General features: G+C 60.2%; 16 protein-coding genes, 3 tRNA genes, 1 pseudogene and 1 riboswitch. Of the genes and pseudogenes, 4 read left to right on the top strand and 16 right to left on the bottom strand.

Annotated features, from left to right (window positions below; all coding sequences use genetic code 11):
• Positions 1–424: 424 nt before the first annotated feature.
• A tRNA-Arg gene (locus BZ163_RS03460) sits at positions 425–501 on the bottom strand.
• A gap of 286 nt (positions 502–787) precedes the next feature.
• On the opposite strand from BZ163_RS03460, the gene BZ163_RS03455 reads away from it, so the two are divergent.
• The 3 genes from BZ163_RS03455 to BZ163_RS03445 all read left to right on the top strand — a co-directional run bounded on the left by BZ163_RS03455 (position 788) and on the right by BZ163_RS03445 (position 2079).
• Positions 788–1021, top strand: a complete 234-nt coding sequence (locus BZ163_RS03455; RefSeq protein WP_128869784.1) for a hypothetical protein — start codon at positions 788–790, stop codon at positions 1019–1021.
• Between the two features lie 22 nt (positions 1022–1043).
• Positions 1044–1223, top strand: coding sequence for a PA3371 family protein (locus tag BZ163_RS03450; protein ID WP_128869783.1), 180 nt, complete (start codon positions 1044–1046; stop codon positions 1221–1223).
• Between the two features lie 529 nt (positions 1224–1752).
• Positions 1753–2079, top strand: coding sequence for an Arc family DNA-binding protein (locus BZ163_RS03445; protein ID WP_008066583.1), 327 nt, complete (start codon positions 1753–1755; stop codon positions 2077–2079).
• Between the two features lie 206 nt (positions 2080–2285).
• Here BZ163_RS03445 and mgtE read toward each other — a convergent pair whose 3' ends face one another.
• The 7 genes and pseudogenes from mgtE to ltaE form a co-directional block, all read right to left on the bottom strand.
• Positions 2286–3728: a magnesium transporter gene (mgtE, locus tag BZ163_RS03440; protein ID WP_128869782.1), complete on the bottom strand. Its 1443-nt coding sequence runs from the start codon at positions 3726–3728 to the stop codon at positions 2286–2288.
• A gap of 532 nt (positions 3729–4260) precedes the next feature.
• A tRNA-Arg gene (locus tag BZ163_RS03435) sits at positions 4261–4337 on the bottom strand.
• 107 nt (positions 4338–4444) lie between these two features.
• Positions 4445–4535 (bottom strand) — tRNA-Ser (locus BZ163_RS03430).
• 62 nt (positions 4536–4597) lie between these two features.
• The gene (gene csrA / locus BZ163_RS03425; RefSeq protein ID WP_002554426.1) at positions 4598–4786 is read right to left on the bottom strand and encodes a carbon storage regulator CsrA; all 189 of its coding nucleotides are present in this window, start codon (positions 4784–4786) and stop codon (positions 4598–4600) included.
• A 186-nt stretch (positions 4787–4972) separates the two neighbouring features.
• Complete coding sequence (locus BZ163_RS03420) at positions 4973–6214, bottom strand: aspartate kinase (RefSeq protein ID WP_128869781.1); 1242 nt, start codon at positions 6212–6214, stop codon at positions 4973–4975.
• Positions 6215–6305: 91 nt separating this feature from the next.
• Positions 6306–8930 (bottom strand): alanine--tRNA ligase, encoded by a 2625-nt coding sequence (alaS, locus tag BZ163_RS03415; protein ID WP_128869780.1) that lies wholly within the window; start codon positions 8928–8930, stop codon positions 6306–6308.
• Positions 8931–9076: 146 nt separating this feature from the next.
• Positions 9077–10082, bottom strand: a pseudogene (gene ltaE / locus BZ163_RS03410) (low-specificity L-threonine aldolase).
• 195 nt (positions 10083–10277) lie between these two features.
• Positions 10278–10449, top strand: a riboswitch (FMN riboswitch).
• Positions 10450–10551: 102 nt separating this feature from the next.
• On the opposite strand from ltaE, the gene BZ163_RS03405 reads away from it, so the two are divergent.
• On the top strand, positions 10552–11061 hold the full coding sequence (locus BZ163_RS03405; RefSeq protein ID WP_128869779.1) for a 6,7-dimethyl-8-ribityllumazine synthase: 510 nt from the start codon (positions 10552–10554) through the stop codon (positions 11059–11061).
• Positions 11062–11172: 111 nt separating this feature from the next.
• Here the strand turns inward: BZ163_RS03405 and astE are convergent, their stop codons facing one another.
• The 8 genes from astE to argR all read right to left on the bottom strand — a co-directional run bounded on the left by astE (position 11173) and on the right by argR (position 20429).
• Entirely contained in the window at positions 11173–12183 is a 1011-nt protein-coding gene (gene astE / locus BZ163_RS03400; RefSeq protein WP_128869778.1) for a succinylglutamate desuccinylase, read from the bottom strand.
• Positions 12184–12195: 12 nt separating this feature from the next.
• Positions 12196–12483: a hypothetical protein gene (locus tag BZ163_RS03395; protein WP_033056735.1), complete on the bottom strand. Its 288-nt coding sequence runs from the start codon at positions 12481–12483 to the stop codon at positions 12196–12198.
• A 51-nt stretch (positions 12484–12534) separates the two neighbouring features.
• Positions 12535–13881 carry an N-succinylarginine dihydrolase gene (gene astB, locus BZ163_RS03390; protein WP_128869777.1) on the bottom strand — a complete coding sequence of 449 codons (1347 nt, stop codon included), beginning with the start codon at positions 13879–13881 and terminating at the stop codon, positions 12535–12537.
• A gap of 165 nt (positions 13882–14046) precedes the next feature.
• Positions 14047–15516: a succinylglutamate-semialdehyde dehydrogenase gene (astD, locus tag BZ163_RS03385; RefSeq protein WP_168187305.1), complete on the bottom strand. Its 1470-nt coding sequence runs from the start codon at positions 15514–15516 to the stop codon at positions 14047–14049.
• Positions 15513–16538: an arginine N-succinyltransferase gene (gene astA / locus BZ163_RS03380; RefSeq protein ID WP_128869775.1), complete on the bottom strand. Its 1026-nt coding sequence runs from the start codon at positions 16536–16538 to the stop codon at positions 15513–15515. The genes astD and astA overlap by 4 nt, the downstream gene beginning before the upstream one ends.
• 85 nt (positions 16539–16623) lie before the next feature.
• The gene (gene aruF / locus BZ163_RS03375; protein ID WP_128869774.1) at positions 16624–17643 is read right to left on the bottom strand and encodes an arginine/ornithine succinyltransferase subunit alpha; all 1020 of its coding nucleotides are present in this window, start codon (positions 17641–17643) and stop codon (positions 16624–16626) included.
• A 229-nt stretch (positions 17644–17872) separates the two neighbouring features.
• Positions 17873–19111, bottom strand: a complete 1239-nt coding sequence (locus tag BZ163_RS03370; protein ID WP_128869773.1) for an aspartate aminotransferase family protein — start codon at positions 19109–19111, stop codon at positions 17873–17875.
• 337 nt (positions 19112–19448) lie between these two features.
• Positions 19449–20429: a transcriptional regulator ArgR gene (gene argR / locus BZ163_RS03365; protein WP_128869772.1), complete on the bottom strand. Its 981-nt coding sequence runs from the start codon at positions 20427–20429 to the stop codon at positions 19449–19451.
• Positions 20430–20573 lie beyond the last annotated feature (144 nt).

Genomic DNA, 20573 nt, shown 5'->3' with positions numbered 1-20573 from the left:
CACACTGCCTGATCAACTCCTTCTGGGCTTCGATGAACTGAAGCAACTCACTGTCGAAAACTGCGTAACTCTTTGTTTACCAAGGAGTTTTCCGTTTCGACTGCGCCGGAAGTGGGGCGAATTATAGACTTCCAGAATCTGCCGTCAACCTTTAATTCAGCCTTCCTGGCAATAACTTGCCGAAGCCCGCAAAACGGTACGTTTTCCCGGGACAGGAGAGCAAAACCCAAGCCTTCTATATAGAAGCAATTGTCAGTGCTCGAAAGCAAACCCTGCAACGCTTCGAAATGCCTGATGCCAAAACAAAAAAAGCCCCGCCAGAATCGAATCCCTGAGCGGAGCTTTTTCATGCCTGAAGCAAATGCCCTGCCCCGCCAGCCACGAAGCTGATGAGGAAGGAGACGAATTGGCTTCCTTGAATTAGTGGTGTCCCAGGGCAGGTTCGAACTGCCAACCTTCCCCTTAGGAGGGGGATGCTCTATCCAATTGAGCTACTGAGACACAAGTCACCCCTAAGCGCGACGCTTGGGACGGCGAGCATGTTAACGGCCAGGCCTGCTTTTGTCATGTCGTGCGTAGGCTTTTTAAGTGTAGGCAGATACTTCAAGGCCGCGCAGCGTCGCCGACCGTGCAAATTGCATCACCGCAAAAAGCCATCATTGCAAAATGCAACAGCCAGCGCCCGACGCCCCATGCTATATCTTTGATTTCAAAGGATTTATTTGGCCATCAAGTCTTGGCATGCCGGCTGCTTCAGTTACCTCATAAACAACGGAGGTCAGCCCTCATGAATAGCGCCCTTTTACTCTCGAACGCGATCGCCCTGGCCGTACTGCTGGGTTTTCATTTTGCTCCAGAGAACGGCACTGAGTCGGTTGCCCAACGAACACCCCACTACCTCCAGCTACAAAAAGCGCCGCAGCTGGCAGTCCTGAACGATCAGCGCGGTGTTGCAAGCCAGGACGTGAGCCAGGAGAAAATCCTGCGGTCAGCTCCCGCTTCAGAACGCTTGGTATTTTAAATCCACCCTATCGGAGCGCAGCATGTCCAAATCAGCAGCAGGATTTCTCGTCCTGACGTTACTGTGCGGCATTTTTCATCTGGCATTGGTCGAGGATCGGCTCATCACCTTGCCGCTCATTGCCTGCGGCGTATTTGGCACACTGTTTATGGCGGCACTGGTCGCCGGGCGCAGAATCAAATTCGATCCCGTTTTACGCTGACAACCCGCAGACTCCAATGACTGACCAGCCGCGCCCGGGCGGCACGCTTCCGGTCATTTGGCGCTGCCGCAGCTCGCGCGCAATTTTCACCCGACCCGCCCTGCCCGTTCAGCACAGCCTCTGAAGCACCTCAAACTGCCATCCATCCTGCAATCGCGTATCAGTACGCCTGAACCCTAGCAAATCGGCCATCTGCCACTACTCTGTATAGGTAAGGAACATTGAACGAATCCGCATAACTTGCACCTCCAGGCGTCTTAGGACATCACCGGTCGGGCAACCGGACGCGGCCAGCGATACGGACAGGTCAAACTTACCAACCAGTCCGCATTTCTGATAACAGGTGCTGGCAGAACGCCTTTATCCAGTTCAATATTTGTCACAGAATTGACGCCAACGAACTGGCTACCTTGAGGCATGATGCGGGCCTCTACCAATTCAGGTTGAACATTTGGCCAGAGCGCTTGTCCTATCAGACATCCTGCGGCTAATTCCGAGAACCGCTCCCCTGAACTAACCGGTTAAATATATGCGCCCATTGAAACAGGCAATTTATTCCAGCCGTACGGCTGACAAGTTCGTCGTACGTCTGCCAGACGGAATGCGTGAACGCATTGCCGAGGTGGCTCGCAATCATCACCGCAGCATGAACTCCGAAATCATCGCGCGCCTTGAACAGAGCCTTATTCAGGAAGGCGCTCTGGGCGAAGAACTGAGCATGCGCCTGGACAGCCCGGAGTTGTCACTGCACGAACGCGAACTGCTGCAACGCTTCCGCCAACTGTCCCATCGCCAGCAGAACGCGCTTGTCTCGCTGATTGCCCATGACGCCGAAATGACCGCAGACGCGTCCTGATTCATCACGAAAACCCCAAGCCAGCGTAATTGCTGGCTTTTTTGTGCCTGGAATACGCGCATAAAAAACCCGCCAGGCAGCGGGTCATGGGGTTTTCCTGTAGGAGCCAGGCTTGCCGGCGAAGGCGATCCCAAAATCGCTTTCGCCGGCAAGCCTGGCTCCTACGGGGGACGCCAGTCGGATTGGCGGGATTCAGGCAATGGAAATCAGAGCAGGAAAATCGTCGCCAACCCAAGGAAGATGAAGAAGCCACCGCTGTCGGTCATGGCGGTGATCATCACACTGGCCCCCATCGCCGGATCACGACCAAGCCGTGACAGCGTCATGGGAATCAATACCCCCATCAAGGCTGCAAGCAACAGGTTGAGCGTCATAGCGGCGGTCATTACCACGCCAAGGGACCAGCTGCCATAGAGCAGATAGGCGACGACGCCGATCACACCCCCCCACACCAGACCATTGATCAGGCCTACGGCCAACTCCTTGCGCATCAGACGCGACGTGTTGCCCGTACTCACCTGGTCCAGCGCCATGGCGCGAACGATCATGGTGATGGTCTGGTTGCCGGAGTTGCCACCGATACCCGCCACGATCGGCATCAATGCCGCGAGCGCCACCAGCTTCTCGATGGAGCCTTCGAACAGACCGATCACGCGGGAGGCGACGAAGGCGGTAACCAGATTCACAGCCAACCAGGCCCAACGGTTGCGCAGGGACTTCCAGACCGAGGCGAAGATGTCTTCTTCTTCGCGCAGACCCGCCATGTTGAGCATTTCGCTTTCGCTCTCTTCACGGATCAGGTCGACCATTTCATCGATGGTCAGACGGCCGATCAACTTGCCGTTCTTGTCGACGACGGGCGCCGAGATCAAGTCGTAACGCTCAAACGCCTGGGCGGCATCGTAGGCATCTTCATCCGGATGGAAACTCACCGGATCGCTGGCCATGACTTCAGCCACCTGCTTATCCGGGTCGTTGACCAGCAGACGCTTGATCGGCAACACGCCCTTGAGCACGCCGTCATAATCGACCACGAACAGCTTGTCGGTATGGCCCGGCAGCTCCTTGAGGCGACGCAGGTAGCGCAAGACCACTTCGAGGCTGACGTCCTCACGGATCGTTACCATCTCGAAGTCCATCAGCGCACCGACCTGCTCCTCGTCATAGGACAGGGCCGATCGCACGCGCTCACGTTGCTGGCTATCCAGGGTTTCCATGAGCTCATGGACGACGTCTCGCGGCAGCTCGGAAGCCAGGTCAGCCAGTTCGTCGGCATCCATATCCTTGGCGGCAGCCAGGAGCTCGTGATCGTCCATGTCGGCGATCAGGGTTTCACGAACCGAATCGGAGACTTCGAGCAGGATGTCGCCGTCGCGATCGGCCTTGACCAACTGCCAAAGCGTCAGGCGATCGTCCAGCGGCAAGGCTTCAAGGATGTAGGCAACGTCGGCGGAGTGCAGGTCATCGAGCTTGCGTTGCAGCTCGACGAGATTCTGCCGGTGAACCAGGTTCTCGACCCGTTCGTGATGCGGACCTTCCTGGCGATGAGTCAGGTCTTCGACCACCCGCTGACGCTGCAACAGCTCAACGACTTGAGCGAGGCGGTCCTGCAGGCTTTCTTGCGTTTTCTTTACTTCTATTTCAGACATAGGCGAACTCCACTCCCAGCAGCGGAGCGCGCCGGAAGGATCAATCAGTCAATTCATGATTGGAAAAACGTTTTACTGAGTAACTACTGGGTAAGTCCATGGAGGTATTCCACAAGCCCCGGCGGGGCTGACGGGCGCAATGATACACCGCCCGACGGTTTTAAACGTTAAAAAATCGCGGGTGGAAACAAGCGGTTGCGAGATAAACCTGAGCCCTGTCCTGATCCATGAAAATGCGACGACTTATCCCGGAAAGAAAACACACCACCATCCAAAAATGCAGCGATCCCCCTTGGAAGGCTCCTCACGGAAGAACCTAAACCAACGCATCGTCCCCCCATGAGACAACAGGACATCAAAAGCGTCCCCGGCAAACCGGAGAAGATCGGGAATGAATTCGCGCACGCGCAGCCATCCCAACCCCAGGCGAGGTCGTGGCGCACAGGCCAGAATTGAGAAGAGAAGATGCAACAGGAAAAAGCCAAATCCCAGACAGCAAAAAGCCCGCGTTAGACGCAGGCTTTTTGGTGTTTGGTGCACTCGACAGGATTCGAACCTGTGACCGCTCGGTTCGTAGCCGAGTACTCTATCCAGCTGAGCTACGAGTGCATTTGTTGCCGCGCATTATAGGCCGTCTAATCTCTATGTCAAACACTTTTTCTAGTAACTTCAACAACTTACCGAAAAAGCCAGATTACAACGTACTACGCAAATAATGGCGGAGAACGGGGGATTCGAACCCCCGACACCCTTTTGAGGTGTACTCCCTTAGCAGGGGAGCGCCTTCGGCCACTCGGCCAGCTCTCCGCAACACGGGGCGTATATTAACCAGCTTCTTCCCCGTTTGCAAACATAAAAAACGATAAAAATTAATGGCTTGGTTCTTCGTCCTTCTCTTTCTTTATACGCAGGTAAATTTCCTCACGATGGACCGCAACCTCTTTCGGGGCGTTGACACCGATGCGCACTTGATTTCCTTTGACGCCGAGCACGGTCACGGTGATTTCTCCATCACCGATAATCAGGCTTTCTGCGCACCGACGAGTCAGAATCAGCATACCTTTCTCCTCACGCATTTCATTTCAGGGACAACCGTCTGCAAAAAAAAGGCACCCGACCTACAACCGGAGCGATCGTAGCCCTACATGCCTGAGTATTGACTAGCGCAAGCAAAAGAACAGCTTGGAGTCGCACCATTCGAAAAAACAAAGGGCGCGGTCAGACCGCGCCCTTTGGCAAACGCATCACTCGCCCTGGCGGGCCGGTGCGTCCAGTTCGAAAGCCGTGTGCAGCGCGCGCACAGCCAGTTCCAGGTACTTCTCTTCAATCACCACGGAGACTTTGATTTCCGAGGTCGAGATCATCTGGATGTTGATCGTTTCCTTGGCCAGTGCTTCGAACATGCGGCTGGCGACGCCTGCGTGGGAGCGCATGCCAACGCCGACGATCGACACCTTGGCGATCTTGGTGTCGCCGATGACTTCACGGGCACCCAGCTCGCCAGCGGTTTTTTCCAGCACGGTCTGCGCCGCCTGGTAGTCGTTGCGGTGCACGGTGAAGGTGAAGTCGGTGGTGTTATCGTGCGCAACGTTCTGCACGATCATATCGACTTCGATGTTCGCGGCGCTGATCGGGCCGAGAATCTTGAAGGCAACGCCCGGGATGTCTGGCACGCCACGGATGGTCAGCTTGGCTTCATCGCGGTTGAAAGCGATACCGGAAATGATCGGCTGTTCCATGGATTCCTCTTCATCAATAGTAATGAGGGTGCCCGGACCCTCCTTGAAGCTGTGCAGTACGCGCAGCGGAACGTTGTACTTGCCGGCGAACTCGACCGCACGGATTTGCAACACCTTGGACCCGAGGCTGGCCATTTCCAGCATCTCTTCGAAGGTGATCTTGTCCAGGCGCTGAGCCACGGGCACGACGCGCGGGTCGGTGGTGTAGACACCGTCGACGTCGGTGTAGATCTGGCATTCGTCAGCCTTCAGGGCTGCCGCCAGCGCCACGCCGGTGGTGTCGGAACCGCCACGCCCGAGGGTGGTGATGTTGCCGTGTTCGTCGACGCCCTGGAAACCGGCGACCACCACCACACGACCCGCCTTCAGGTCACCGCGAATCTTCTGGTCGTCAATCTGCAAGATACGCGCTTTATTGTGCGCGCTGTCCGTCAGGATCCGCACCTGGTTGCCGGTGTAGGACACCGCTGGCACGCCACGCTTGATCAGCGCCATGGCCAGCAATGCAATAGTCACCTGCTCGCCGGTGGAGACGATCACATCCAGCTCACGGGGAACCGGTTGGCCGTCGCCACTGATTTTCCTGGCCAGATCGATCAGACGGTTGGTTTCGCCGCTCATTGCCGACAGCACGACCACCAGGTCATCGCCGGCATCGCGGAATTTCTTAACCTTGTCGGCGACCTGTTCGATTCTCTCGACGGTGCCGACCGAGGTGCCTCCAAATTTCTGTACGATCAAAGCCATTTCAAAGCCGCCTCTGCCCATGAAGGGCGCCCAAATAATCACTCAAACAGCCTGCCGGCCCGCCACTAGACTGCGGGCCGGACACACTGCCTTATAAACCCTGCTCTACAAAAGGAACAGTCAGGGCCAATGCAGCATCCAGTGCGCCAGCGTCTACACCACCGCCCTGCGCCATGTCTGGACGACCACCGCCCTTCCCGCCCACTGCCGCAGCGGCTTGCTTCATCAAATCACCGGCTTTGAGTTGGCCAGTCAGGTCTTTGGTCACGCCAGCAACCAGCACGACCTTTTCCTCGTGGACACTGCCGAGCAGGATCACTGCGCGGCCGAGTTTGTTTTTCAGTTGATCGACCAGCGCCAGCAGCGCCTTGCCATCCTGACCGTCCAGACGCACGGCCAGCACTTTCACGCCTTTGACGTCCAGCGCGGAAGCCGACAGATCGTCGCCCGCCGCGCTGGCAGCCTTGGCCTGCAACTGCTCGAGTTGCTTCTCCAGCAGGCGGTTGCGCTCCAGCACAGCCGACAGCTTGTCGATCAGGTTGTCGCGGCTGCCCTTGACCAGGTTGGCCGCTTCCTTGAGTTGTTCTTCAGCCGCGTTCAAGTAGGCCAGTGCCGCGGCACCCGTGATCGCTTCGATACGACGCACGCCGGAGGCCACACCGCCTTCGCTGACGATTTTCAACAGGCCGATGTCGCCGGTACGGTTGACGTGGATACCACCGCACAGCTCGACGGAGAAATCGCCGCCCATGCTCAGGACGCGCACGCTGTCGCCGTACTTCTCGCCGAACAGCGCCATGGCGCCTTTTTGCTTGGCGGTTTCGATGTCGGTTTCTTCGGTTTCAACCGCGGAGTTCTTGCGGATCTCGGCGTTGACGATGTCTTCCAGCGCCTTCAACTGCTCAGGCTTGATGGCTTCGAAGTGGCTGAAGTCGAAGCGCAGGCGCTGACTGTCGACCAACGAGCCTTTCTGTTGAACATGCTCGCCCAGCACCTGGCGCAACGCGGCGTGCAGCAAGTGCGTCGCCGAGTGGTTCAGCGAGGTGGCGTGACGCACGTCGGCATCGACATGCGTCTCGACCGGCGCGCCAATGGTCAGGCTGCCCGATGCCAGCACGCCGTGGTGCAGGAACGCACCGCCGGTCTTGGTGGTGTCGCGCACGTCAAAACGCGCGCTGCCGACCTGCAGGAAACCGCAGTCGCCAATCTGACCGCCGGATTCAGCGTAGAACGGGGTCTGATTCAGTACGACCACGCCCTCTTCGCCTTCGCTCAATACGTCGACCGACTGCCCATCCTTATACAGGCCAACGACTTTCGCCGAACCGCTGGTGGCGGTGTAGCCGGTGAACTCGGTCGCCACATCAACCTTGACCAGGCTGTTGTAGTCCATGCCGAAGGAACTGGCGGAACGGGCACGGACGCGCTGGGCTTCCATTTCGCGCTCGAAGCCCGCTTCGTCGATGGTCAGGCTGCGCTCGCGAGCGATGTCGCCGGTCAGGTCCATCGGGAAGCCGTAGGTGTCGTAGAGCTTGAACACGACGTCGCCCGGCACCACGTCGCCTTTGAGTTCGGCCAGGTCTTGCTCGAGGATTTTCAGGCCCTGCTCCAGGGTCTTGGCGAACTGCTCTTCTTCGGCCTTCAGGACACGCTCGATGTGCGCCTGCTGGGACGTCAGCTCAGGGAAGGCTTCGCCCATCTCGGCAACCAGCGCCGCAACGATCTGGTAGAAGAAGCTGCCCTTGGCCCCCAGTTTGTTGCCGTGACGGCAGGCGCGACGGATGATCCGACGCAGCACGTAGCCACGGCCTTCGTTGGACGGCAGCACGCCGTCGGCAATCAGGAAGCCGCACGAACGGATGTGGTCGGCCACGACTTTCAGGGAAGCCTGGTCGTCGTTGGTGCAACCGATGGCCTTGGCCGAAGCGCTCAGCAGGCTCTGGAACAGGTCGATTTCATAGTTGGAGTGAACGTGCTGCAGCACCGCACTGATCCGCTCCAGGCCCATGCCGGTGTCGACCGACGGTGCCGGCAGCGGGTGCAACACGCCATCGGCAGTGCGGTTGAACTGCATGAACACGTTGTTCCAGATCTCGATGTAACGGTCGCCGTCTTCTTCCGGCGAGCCTGGCGGGCCGCCCCAGATGTCGGCGCCGTGATCGTAGAAAATCTCGGTGCAAGGACCGCACGGGCCGGTATCGCCCATGGTCCAGAAGTTGTCGGACGCATACGGCGCGCCTTTGTTGTCGCCGATGCGAACCATGCGCTCGGCCGGAACCCCGATTTCCTTGGTCCAGATGTCGTAGGCTTCGTCATCGCTGGCGTAGACCGTGACCCAGAGCTTTTCTTTCGGCAGGTTCAGCCACTGCTCGGAGGTCAGGAAGTTCCAGGCGTAGCTGATCGCGTCGCGCTTGAAATAATCGCCGAAGCTGAAGTTACCCAACATTTCGAAGAAAGTGTGGTGACGGGCGGTATAACCGACGTTTTCCAGGTCGTTGTGCTTGCCGCCGGCGCGCACGCATTTCTGACTCGAGACGGCGCGGGTGTACGCGCGCTTTTCCTGGCCCAGGAAGCAGTCCTTGAACTGGTTCATCCCCGCGTTGGTGAACAGCAGGGTTGGGTCGTTGCCCGGAATCAAAGAGCTGGAGGCTACACGGGTGTGGCCTTGCTCTTCGAAGAAGCGAAGGAAGGCTTCACGGATTTCTGCGCTTTTCATTAGGTTCTTCCACGGAGGCTGCGGCCAAAGGCCTGTGCGAAACGTCAACAGACGAAGCGACGGCAAAGGGCCGCATTATATCGGCCCTGCGCGCGGGGTACAGCGTGTTTATACGATAGAAACGGTCAATTGGACGGCTAACGCTGTCAGTTGCGCGAAAACTCGACGAATGCCGCGACGACCTGCCCGATCTGGACGCGACTGACGTCCATGTGCGTGACCATTCTCAGGCGGCCTGCCGCACTGAGCTTGATTCCGCGTTCGGCGGCGAAGGTTTTGATCGCCTCGGCCTTGTCGCCCATCTGTACGTAGACCATGTTGGTCTGCACCGGCTCGACGTCATAACCGGCCTTTCGCAGGCCCTCAGCCAGAATCTGGGCATTGGCGTGATCGTCGGCCAGACGCTGCACGTTGTGATCCAGAGCATATAGCCCCGCCGCCGCCAGGATCCCGGCCTGACGCATGCCGCCGCCGACCATCTTGCGCAGGCGGCGCGCCTTGGCGATCAACTCCACCGTACCACAGAGCACCGAACCGACCGGCGCGCCCAGCCCTTTGGACAGACAGACCGACACGGAATCGAAATGCCGGGTGATTTCCCGCGCGTCGACGCCCAGCTTGACCGCCGCGTTGTACAGCCGCGCGCCGTCCAGGTGCAGGACCAGGCCCTGTTCTTGCGTAAAGCGTCGAGCCTGGGCCAGATACGCCAGCGGCAATACCTTGCCTTGCATGGTGTTTTCCAGCGCCAGCAGGCGAGTGCGGGCGAAATGGAAGTCGTCCGGTTTGATCGCGGCGGCAACCTGGGACAGATCCAGCGAACCGTCGGCCTGCACGTCCAGTGGCTGCGGCTGGATCGACCCCAGCACCGCCGCGCCGCCCCCCCTCGTACTTATAGGTGTGGGCTTGCTGGCCGACAATGTATTCGTCACCGCGCTCGCAGTGCGCCATCAGGCCCAGCAAGTTGCTCATGGTGCCCGTCGGCACAAACAGCGCCGCCGCAAAACCCAGCCGTTTTGCCACTTCGGCTTCCAGACGATTGACCGTCGGATCTTCGCCATAAACGTCGTCACCGGTGGCCGCGGTGGCCATTGCGTGGAGCATCCCGGCGGTCGGTTGGGTGACAGTGTCGCTGCGAAGATCGATAACGCTCATGAATCTGGCCTCGGTAAACAGGGGAAATCCCTTTCAGGGTGGAATTACTGCGGTCATGGCGACAAATAATCAACCCTTGGCCAGGAAAAGGCTGCGCGAGCCAACCATAAAGTCGATAGCAATCATCAGATAGCAGCCATGCACATCTGAGAAATATGTGGTAAAAAAGCTGCGTCGCCAAATAATCTGGCGGCAAAACGTTCTCAGGGCGGGGCGCAACTCCCCACCGGCGGTAATTGCACGCAACGTGCATAGCCCGCGAGCGCTTGGCGACAGTTATGGCTTCGGCGGTGATTGGCGACAAGGTCAGCAGACCCGGTGTGATCCCGGGGCCGACGGTCATAGTCCGGATGAAGAGAGAACGGGATTGGCGCCAAAGGGCCGTCCGCAGGCACTCATGCGAGCGTGCGTACCCTTAAATCCCATTCGATTCATAAGCCCTGTTTTTTACACAAACAGGAATCAGAACATGCAACCCACCGCAATCGATAGCAAAAGTAAAAACCATCACGGCGAGCGCGTTGCGTTCATCCAGGCCTGCTGGCACAAGGACATCGTCGATCAGAGCCGTAAAGGCTTCGTCGCCGAAATGATTGCTCAGGGTTATCAGGAATCAGAGATCGATTTCTTCGAAGTCGGCGGCGCCTTTGAAATCCCGCTGCACGCCAAACTGCTGGCCAAGTCCGGCCGTTACGCCGGCATCGTCGCCGCGGGCCTGGTGGTCGATGGCGGCATCTATCGCCACGAATTCGTCGCCCAGTCGGTCATCAGCGGGCTGATGCAGGTGCAGCTGGAAACCGAAGTACCGGTGTTCTCGGTGGTTTTGACCCCGCACCACTTCCATGCTGGCGAAGAACATCAGAAATTCTTCTTCGAGCATTTCGTGCATAAAGGGCAGGAAGCGGCGAAGACCTGTGCGGATACGTTGCACAAGATGCGGATGTTGCGTCGTAGTGAGCCACGCGCGGTAGCGGTCTAAACGCAAAAACCTGTAGGAGCTGGCTTGCCAGCGAATGCGGCGGCATGGTCAACATAGATGTGACTGATACACCGCCTTCGCCGGCAAGTCGGCTCCTACAGAGGTTCTGTGTCAGGCCAGGTTTTCGTCGGTGGTCGGCACGATCAGGATCCCGGCACGCAGGCCGTTCTTGACCTTGGGGTTCGGGAAGATGATCCGGGCGCCCTCCTCCTCGATGATCCAGCGCGTCTGGGCGATGTCTTCCGCCAGCAGATAACCCACTTCCAACTCCGAAAAGTTCTCGATATCCACCGGCAGGTTCAGGCGGAAGCTATCGCTGTGCTTGATGATTTCCCGCGCCACGCTGAACAGCTGCAGGCCGTCCAGCGCCGCTTCGGTCGGTGGCGGTTCGTTGCCTTCGATGATCTGTTTGAGGCGGGTTTCCAGCAAGTCGACGTTGACGCCATCGTTCTGCCCGAACGGCCGCGCCTTGCCCAACTCCAGGGTAAAGGACTCGGCACCGAGCTTGTCGTAGGTGTAGGAACTGAACACGATGGACGGCTTGTTCTGCAGCAGCACCGCTTCCATGCCGGCGGCGCGCAGGCGAGCCAGTTCCTGGCGAGAATGCTGGCGACCTTCTTTCCAGGGGTACAACGCGAACTGCTCGATTTTCGAACCGCGAATCGCCGTGTGCAGGTCGTAGTGCAGGCGGTTGCGATCCGGCAGGCTGAAGAAACTGGCCGCCAGCCGCTCCAGTTCACAAGCCCGCAGGGCTTCGGAGCCGCTGGTCTGTTCATGTCGGCCATTGAACAGCCGATTGACGTCCTGCTCGATGAAACGCTCGCCCTTGCGAATCGCCTCGGGGTTGCCGAACAGGAACAGAATACGTGCGCGCGGTTTGACGTCTCCGCGGGCGATGTCATGCAACAGGCGGTCGAGCAACTCGATCGGCGCTGTTTCGTTGCCATGGATGCCGGCTGACAGCAGCAGGTCCAGGCCATTGTCGCGCACTTCAGGTGGCCGGACTTCCAGCGCCCCCTCGCTCAACCAGCGCATCCGCACGCCTTCGACAGTCAGTTGAGTCTTCTCCGCCGGTTCGCGGCCGGCGAGGGTCAGTTCAAGCAGTTTGCCGAGGGCGAGCATAGAGCGATTTCCTTAGTGGTCGTGTGCGCAATCCGGGCCGTGCACGTGGTCTTCGTCACCGACTTCGGCCGGTTCCATTTCCAGTTGCAGACTTACCAGATTAGTTGCCAATGGGCGCAGCAGCAGGTTGGCGTATTCAGCGTCACCTTCTTCGACGTCCACCCCGATCAGCAGTTGGCCGCGGCCATCCTGCTGGATCCACAGCTCTTTGCCTTGCCACATGACCGCGACGCGGGTGCAGGACGTTTCCAGTTGCGTGCCGTCGGTGTCTTCAAGGATCAGCTGCAGGGTATCGCTCATGTTTTTTTACGCTCTCTAAAGGAGATGAGTCGGCGCATGCAGCGCCGGCTTTCAATTGATCTGGAATGGATAAACCGCGCCCAGTTTAAGGATTTGTGTCAGTTCATCCAGTGCCGTCCGGCACTCAAGCAGCAATTGCGGGTCCGCGAGATCATTTTCGGTCATGCGGTCGCGGTAGTGCTTGTCGACCCATTCGGTCAACGTGCCGTACAACGGTGCCGTCATGATAACGCCTTGGTTGACGGCCGCCAGTTCGGTTTCGTTGAGTGCGACACGCAACCGCAGGCAAGCCGGGCCACCGCCGTTCTGCATGCTCTGCTTGAGATCGAATACTTTGACTTCGCGGATCAGGCCGCCGGAACTGGTCAAGCCTTGCAGGTACTGCCAGACCCGCTCGTTGCCACGGCACTCTTCCGGCACGATCAAGAGCATGGTGCCGTCAGCACGTGTCAGCAACTGGCTATTGAACAAGTAGGAGCGAACCGCGTCTTCCACAGTGACCGCGGAACGCGGTACACAGATCGACTGAAATTTCCCACCGACCCTGGCGAGTTTGCCCTGCAGTTCAGCCAGCATCTGCTCGGTGTCGAGGAACGCGTCCTCGTGATAGAACAGCACCTCACCGTTACCCACCGCGATCACGTCGTTGTGGAACACGCCCTGATCGATGACCGAAGGGTTTTGCTGGGCGTACACCACGCCTTCATCGCTCAAGCCGTGCAGGCGGGCAACTGCCTGGGAGGCTTCGAGGGTCTGGCGCGCCGGGTACTTCTGCGGTGCCGGGTAGCGGGTATCGAACGCACTGCGGCCGAACACGAAGAACTCGACGCCGGCTTCGCCGTATTCACGGCAGAAACGGGTGTGGTTGGCGGCGCCTTCGTCACCAAACTGCGCCACGGCCGGCAAGGCGGCGTGGTGCGCGAAATGCTGCTGGTTCGCGAACATCGCCCCCAGCACGCGGCTGGTGGTCGGGTGCTCAATGCTGCGGTGATATTTGCAATTGAGGTTGGCGGCGGTGAAATGCACGCGACCGTCGGCCGTGTCGGCACTTGGGCTGACCGTGGCGGCGTTGGCCACCCACATGCTCGACGCCGAGCAGCTGGCAACCAACAACGGCATGGCGTCCTTGGCGGCCTGCTCGATCACTTGCGCGTCGGTGCCGCTGAAACCCAGGCGGCGCAGGGCGGCTACGTCAGGGCGTTCCTGGGGTGCCAGCACGCCTTGTTGAAAGCCCATTTCCATCAGCGCTTTCATTTTCGCCAGGCCTTGCAGCGCCGCTTCCTTCGGGTTCGAGGACTGCTGGCTGTTGCTCTGGGACGCGACGTTGCCGTAGGACAGACCGCCGTAGTTATGGGTCGGCCCCACTAGACCGTCAAAATTGACTTCATAGGATTTCATCAGCGAGGCTCCACGAGAATCTGTTGTTATAGGCATCGGGTAACAATTCAATATGACCGAGGCGCGGCCTTCGCGGGCAAGCCTCGCGCCTACAGGTTTGTGGTGTGCGCCGCTCACGTGAACGACACAAAACCTGTAGGCGCGAGGCTTGCCCGCGAATGGGCGTTACGCCATTTTCACGCCAGGCGTGAGAGTCGCTGGCAACACCAGGCTCGGGGTTTCCAGCGAGGCCACCGGGTATGCGCAGTAATCCGCGGCATAGTAAGCGCTGGCGCGGTGGTTGCCCGAGGCGCCGACGCCGCCGAAGGGTGCGCTGCTCGCGGCACCGGTCAGCTGTTTGTTCCAGTTGACGATGCCCGCGCGGCTTTCCAGCCAGAACTGCTGATAACGCGCTTCGGAATCCGACAGCAGACCCGCCGCGAGCCCATAGTCGGTGTCGTTGGCTTCAGCGATCGCTGCTTCAAAGTCAGCGTAGCGGATCACTTGCAGCAACGGGCCGAACAGCTCTTCGTCAGGACGATCAGCTACCGCGGTGACGTCTACAATACCCGGGGTCAGCAAAGCGGCCTGGGCCTGCGGTTGAGTCATTTCCAGCAGCGCCACGGCGCCATTGGCCAGCAGGTGTTCTTGCGCTTCCATCAGGGCTTTCGCCGCGCCGAGGGAAATCACCGAGCCCATGAACGGCGCCGGTTGCTGGTCGAAAGGGCCGACCTCAATGGTCGAGCTGACTTCCACCAGACGCGCCAGCAGTGCATCGCCCCAGGCACCTTGCGGCACCAGCAAGCGGCGGGCACAGGTGCAACGCTGGCCGGCAGAGATGAACGCCGACTGGATGATGGTGTAGACAGCCGCATCGAGATCAGCCACTTCATCGACCACCAGCGGATTGTTACCGCCCATCTCCAGCGCGAGGATCTTGTCCGGACGGCCGGCAAACTGCTGGTGCAGGTGATTGCCGGTGCGGCTGGAGCCGGTGAAGAACAGGCCGTCGATGCCCGGGTTCGCCGCCAGGGCGATCCCGGTTTCGCGCGCACCTTGCAGCAGGTTCAATACGCCCGCCGGCAGGCCGGCTTCGATCCAGCACTTGACCGTCAGCTCGGCGACTTTCGGCGTCAGCTCGCTCGGCTTGAACAGCACGCTGTTACCGGCCAGCAGCGCCGGCACGATGTGACCATTGGGCAAGTGCCCCGGGAAGTTGTAAGGCCCGAATACCGCCACCACGCCGTGGGGCTTGTGGCGCAATACGGCGGTGGCGTCACCCAGGGGGCCGCTCTTCTCGCCGGTACGTTCGCGGTAGCTCTGCACCGAGATCGCAATCTTGTTGACCATGCTGGTGACTTCGGTCGCCGATTCCCACAGCGGCTTGCCGGTTTCCTCACCGATGGTGCGCGCCAGTTCATCCGCGTGATTTTTCAACGCGGCGGCAAACGCCTCCAGCACGCTGATGCGCTCTTCCAGGGTGCGCCGCGCCCAGCCCGGGAAAGCTTGACGCGCGGCTTGCACGGCCGATTCGACCTGCGCGGTGGTAGCGCCTGCGCCGTCCCACAGCACCTGTTGGGTCACCGGGTTCAGCGACTGGAAGGCTTCACCCTGACCGGCCAGCCATTCACCTGCGATGTATAGCGAATTCATTATTTCGACTCCCGAGCAGCGGACAACGGCACGGCGCGCACTTGATCGCCGGCGTTGAGTTGAAGACGTTTGGCGGTCAGCGGATCGACCACCAAGGTGCCGGCGGCGAAGCGTGCGGGAGCGGCCGTGATCCGACAGTCCTCGCGCTTGCGGTTGTGAATCAGGAAAGGCGTGGCGTCGTCACCCGGGGTGCCGATGGCCAAGACCAGCGCCTGGCTGTCGCGCACCGCACGGATCTTGCCGGTTTCGCACTCCACCGCAGGGCCGGCGTCGAAGATGTCGACGTAGCCTTGATAGCTGAAGCCTTCGCTCTTGAGCATCGACAGCGCCGGCTCGGTGTCCGGGTGAACCTGGCCGATCACGTTGCGCGCGTCTGGCGACAGGAAGCAGGTGTACAGCGGGAATTTCGGCATCAGTTCGGCGATGAACGCCTTGTTGCCCACGCCGGTCAGGTAATCGGCCTGGCTGAATTCCATCTTGAAGAAGTGCCGGCCCAGGCTTTCCCAGAACGGCGAACGCCCGGCGGCGTCGGACATGCCACGCATCTCGGCGATGATTTTGTTGCCGAACAGCTGCGGGAACTCGGCGATGAACAGCATCCGCGCCTTGGCCAGCATGCGGCCGTTGAGGCCGGTGCGATAATCGGCGTGCAGGAACAGCGAGCACAGCTCGGAGTTGCCGGTCAGGTCGTTGGCCAGGAACAGCGTCGGGATCTCGCGATAGATATTCAGTTCCTGGGAAGCACTGACGGTCAGGCCGACCCGGAAGTTGTACCAGGGCTCACGCAGGCCAACGGCGCCGGCGATGGCAGAAATGCCCACCACCCGGCCGTTGTCGTCTTCGAGCACGAACAGGTAGTCCGCATCGCCCCGCCCGGCTTCGCCGCGAAAGGTCTTCTCGGCCCAGCCGACCCGATGGGCCAGCCGCTCTTCGTTGGCCGGCAATGTGGTCAGGCCGGTACCGGTGCTGCGGGCCAGGTCGATCAGAGCGGGTAAATCGCTGCTGCGTACGGGACGAACGATCATGCTATCTCCTCAAACGGGCCGCTTGCGCCACCCGCGAAACTTCGCTGCTTTTCCAAGCATTGTTTTCCAGCTGTGGCAGCAGTCGTCAGACCGCCACCAGGCGCACGCTGGCACCTTCACCGACGCCCAGGGCTTCGGCGGCTTCCAGATCCAGGGTCACGGGTTTGCCCGGCGCATAATCGAGCTCGAGCAACACCGCGCGGTAATCCTGCAACTGGGCGTTGGCCACCAGGTACTGACGACCGGCACCTTTGACCGGCTCACCGATTTTCACCGGGACCACACGGCTCTGGGCGATCGAGCGGATCCCCGAGACACGGGCATGCAAGGTAGGGCCGCCGTCGAAAATGTCGATGTAGTGATCGGTCTCGAAGCCTTCGCGCATCAGGATGTCGAACGTGATCTGCGCCCGCGGGTGCACCTGGCCCATCGCCTCTTGCGCGGAGTCCGGCAGCAGCGGCACATAAATCGGGTAATGCGGCATCAGCTCGGCCAGGAAGGTCCGGCTCTTCAGCCCGCACAAACGCTCGGCTTCGGCGTAATTGAGGTCGAAGAAGTTGCGACCGATCGCGTCCCAGAACGGCGAGTCGCCATGTTCGTCGCTGTAACCGACGATCTCGGTCACCACCGAATCGGCAAACCGCTCCGGATGGCTGGCCACGAACAGCAAGCGCCCACGGGAGTTGAGTTCCGACCAGGCCGAACCCACCAGCTCCGGCAGCACGTAGAAACTGGTCAGCAAGCTGTTGCCGGTGAGGTCGTGGCACTGGGAGAGCACGTGGATCTTGTTATGAATCTTCAGCTCGCGGGAGGCGTGCACGAAGGTTTCATTGCGAAAGCTGTAGAACGGCTCGGAATAACCGGCCGAGGCCACGATCGCCGAGCACCCGGCCAGTTTGCCGGTGGTGGAGTCTTCGAGGACGAAGAAATAGCTCTCTTCGCCGTTGAAGCTGACTTCGGCGGCGAACGAGGCTTCGCTCGCGGCGATCTTGTCTCTCAGGCGTTCAACGTCATCCGGCAAGGAAGTGACACCAATCGGGCTGTCCGCAGCCAGACGCTGTACCTCGCCCAGATCAGCCATTTGCGCGGGGCGCATCACCAGCATGGTGTCACTCCTTAATCAAGAAACAGGTCGACCCGATTGGCCGACGGGGGGAAAAAATACCGGGGTTGCCCTGAAGCGCCGCCCCTATGTAGGAGCTGGCTTGCCAGCGAAGAGGCCCGAGAGCCTTACGGCGATCTATCGGCCGCCTTCGCTGGCAAGCCAGCTCCTGCACAGGGGGTGATGCGTCTGGACTGGCCCGGCATAAAAATTGGGTTCGACGCCTGAATGTTCAGGCGTCGAAGGGTCTATCAGCTTGCGTCAGTTTTGCCGCGGCGCGCTCGAAACGGTCCAGGCCTTCGTCGATATCGGCATCTTCCACCACCAGGCTCGGGGCGAAACGCACCACGTCCGGGCCGGCTTGCAGAATCATCAGGCCTTCTTTCTCAGCGGCGTTGAAGATGTCCTTGGCCTTGCCTTTCCAGGCATCGTTCAGCACACAACCGATCAACAGGCCCAGACCGCGGACCTGGGTGAACAGGCCGTACTTCTCGCCGATCTGCTCCAGGCGCGCCTTGAATTTGTCGTGCTTGGCGTTGACGCCGGCCAGCACTTCAGGGGTGTTGACCACGTCGATCACCGCTTCGGCGACCGCACACGCCAGCGGGTTGCCGCCGTAGGTGGTGCCGTGGGTGCCGACGACCAGGTGTTTGGCCAGGTCTTCGGTGGTCAGCATCGCCGCGATCGGGAAACCGCCGCCCAGGCTCTTGGCGCTGGTCAGGATGTCCGGGACCACGCCGTAATGCTGGTAGGCGAACAGCTTGCCGCTGCGGCCCATGCCGGTCTGCACTTCATCGAAAATCAGCAGCGCGTTGTGCGCGGTGCACAGGTCACGGGCGCCTTGCAGGTACTCGAGTTCGGCCGGGATCACGCCGCTCTCGCCCTGGATCGGTTCCAGCACCACCGCGCAGGTCTTGTCGGAAATAGCCGCTTTCAGCGCGGCCAGATCGTTGAACGGTACGTGGGTAATGCCGGTGATCTTCGGACCGAAGCCGTCGGAGTACTTCGACTGGCCACCGACGTTCACGGTGAACAGGGTGCGACCGTGGAAGCTGTTGAGTGCGGCGATGATTTCGTACTTCTCGCTGCCGAACCGGTCGAAACCGACGCGACGGGCCAGCTTGAAGGCGGCCTCGTTGGCTTCGGCGCCGGAGTTGCAGAAGAAGGCGCGCTCGGCAAAAGTCGCGTTGATCAGCTTATGGGCCAGGCGCAGGGCCGGCTCATTGGTGAATACGTTCGACACGTGCCACAGCTTGTTCGCCTGCTCGGTCAAGGCACCGACCAGCGCCGGGTGCGCATGGCCCAGCACGTTAACGGCGATCCCGCCGGCGAAGTCGATCAGCTCGCGGCCAGACTGGTCCCAGACGCGGGAACCGGCGCCACGCACGGGAATGAATGCGGCAGGCGCGTAGTTGGGAACCATTACCTGGTCGAAATCGGCGCGTTGTACCGCAGCGTGCTCAACGGACATCGGAGTCTCCTGAAGAGGAACACTCGCCTGAAACTGGCGAGCGATGAGGGGGATTGTAAGGACAGTTTTCAGCCCGGCCTTGCCGCCAAGCGACAACTTCTTATAGCGCAAACCCCGGTTTCAGCCGGGTTTACGGCAATGCGACAAATAGCGTCGCAAAGGCGCAGTTTAAACTGTCGCGTGCGCTTATAGGCAGTTCTGCGGAAAACCGATGGCCCCCCCTGTAGGAGCTGGCTTGCCAGCGAGGGCGGTCCAGAGCCATGCACTGCCCTTGAGGACGCCTTCGCCGGCAAGCCGGCTCCTACAGGGGATGGCGCAGGATGAACGGGCGCTGGAGTTAGCCGCGCTCGGAGGGCACCGACGACAATTCGAACGGACTGCTGCTGCGTCGCTGGTTGCGGTCTTCCCGCGGCGTGGCGCCGAAGAAGTTGCGGTAGGCGCTGGAGAAATGCGGCCCCGAGGAAAAGCCACACGACAAGCCGATCTGGATGATCGACTTGCTGGTTTGCATCAACATCTGCCGGGCCTTGTTCAGGCGCAGTTCCAGGTAGTACTGGCTCGGCACACGGTTGAGGTATTGCTTGAAGATGCGCTCCAGTTGCCGACGGGACACGCACACGTGCTGGGCAATTTCGTCGGTGGTCAGCGGCTCTTCGATGTTGGCTTCCATCAGCAACACTGCCTGGGTGAGCTTCGGATGGCTGGAACCGAGGCGGTTCTGCAGGGGAATGCGCTGGCGTTCGCCGCCTTCACGGATGCGTTCCACCACCAATTCTTCCGAGACGGCGCCCGCCAGTTCGGCGCCGTGGTCACGGGCCAGCACCGCCAGCAACAGGTCCAGCACCGACAAGCCGCCGCACGCGGTCAGACGATCGCGATCCCAGTCGAACAGATGACTGGTGGCGATGACTTTCGGGAAGCGCTCGGCGAAATCGTCCTGCCAGCGCCAATGCACGGCGGCGCGATAACCGTCGAGCAAGCCGAGTTGCGCCAACGGGTAAACACCGGCCGACAACCCGCCGATCACACAACCGGCCCGCACCAGTTGTTTCAGCGCACTGCTGAGCGCCGGAGTCAGCGCGGTCGGCGGCTCATCGGCGAGCAGGAACAGTTTCTGGAAGTGCTCGAGCTTGCCGGCCCAGGGCTCACCCGGCAATTGCCAGGCACCTTCGGCCGGCGGTTCGGCCTGCAGGAACGACAGCTCGTAGACCACGTCCGGATGCACACGCTGGGCAACACGCAAGGCCTCCTCAGCCAGCGCCAGCGTCAATGCTTTAGTGCTGGGCCAAATCAGGAAACCAATTCGATGGGCAGTCATGGTGGGCAATCCGAAAACGAAAACAATGATGAAGGCACGGGGTCAATGCTAGCCCGTAAATGAACGCACATCTCAAAACCAACCCAGCCCCCCTGTAGAGCGCTCCGGTGCACGGCGCGTTGACGGTCAACCTGGCCGATTCCC

The sequence above is a fragment of the Pseudomonas sp. VI4.1 genome, from assembly GCF_002029345.1.
Lineage (GTDB): Bacteria > Pseudomonadota > Gammaproteobacteria > Pseudomonadales > Pseudomonadaceae > Aquipseudomonas.
Note: the sequence above shows the minus strand (reverse complement) of the source record. Positions and strands in the feature narration are given on the sequence as shown.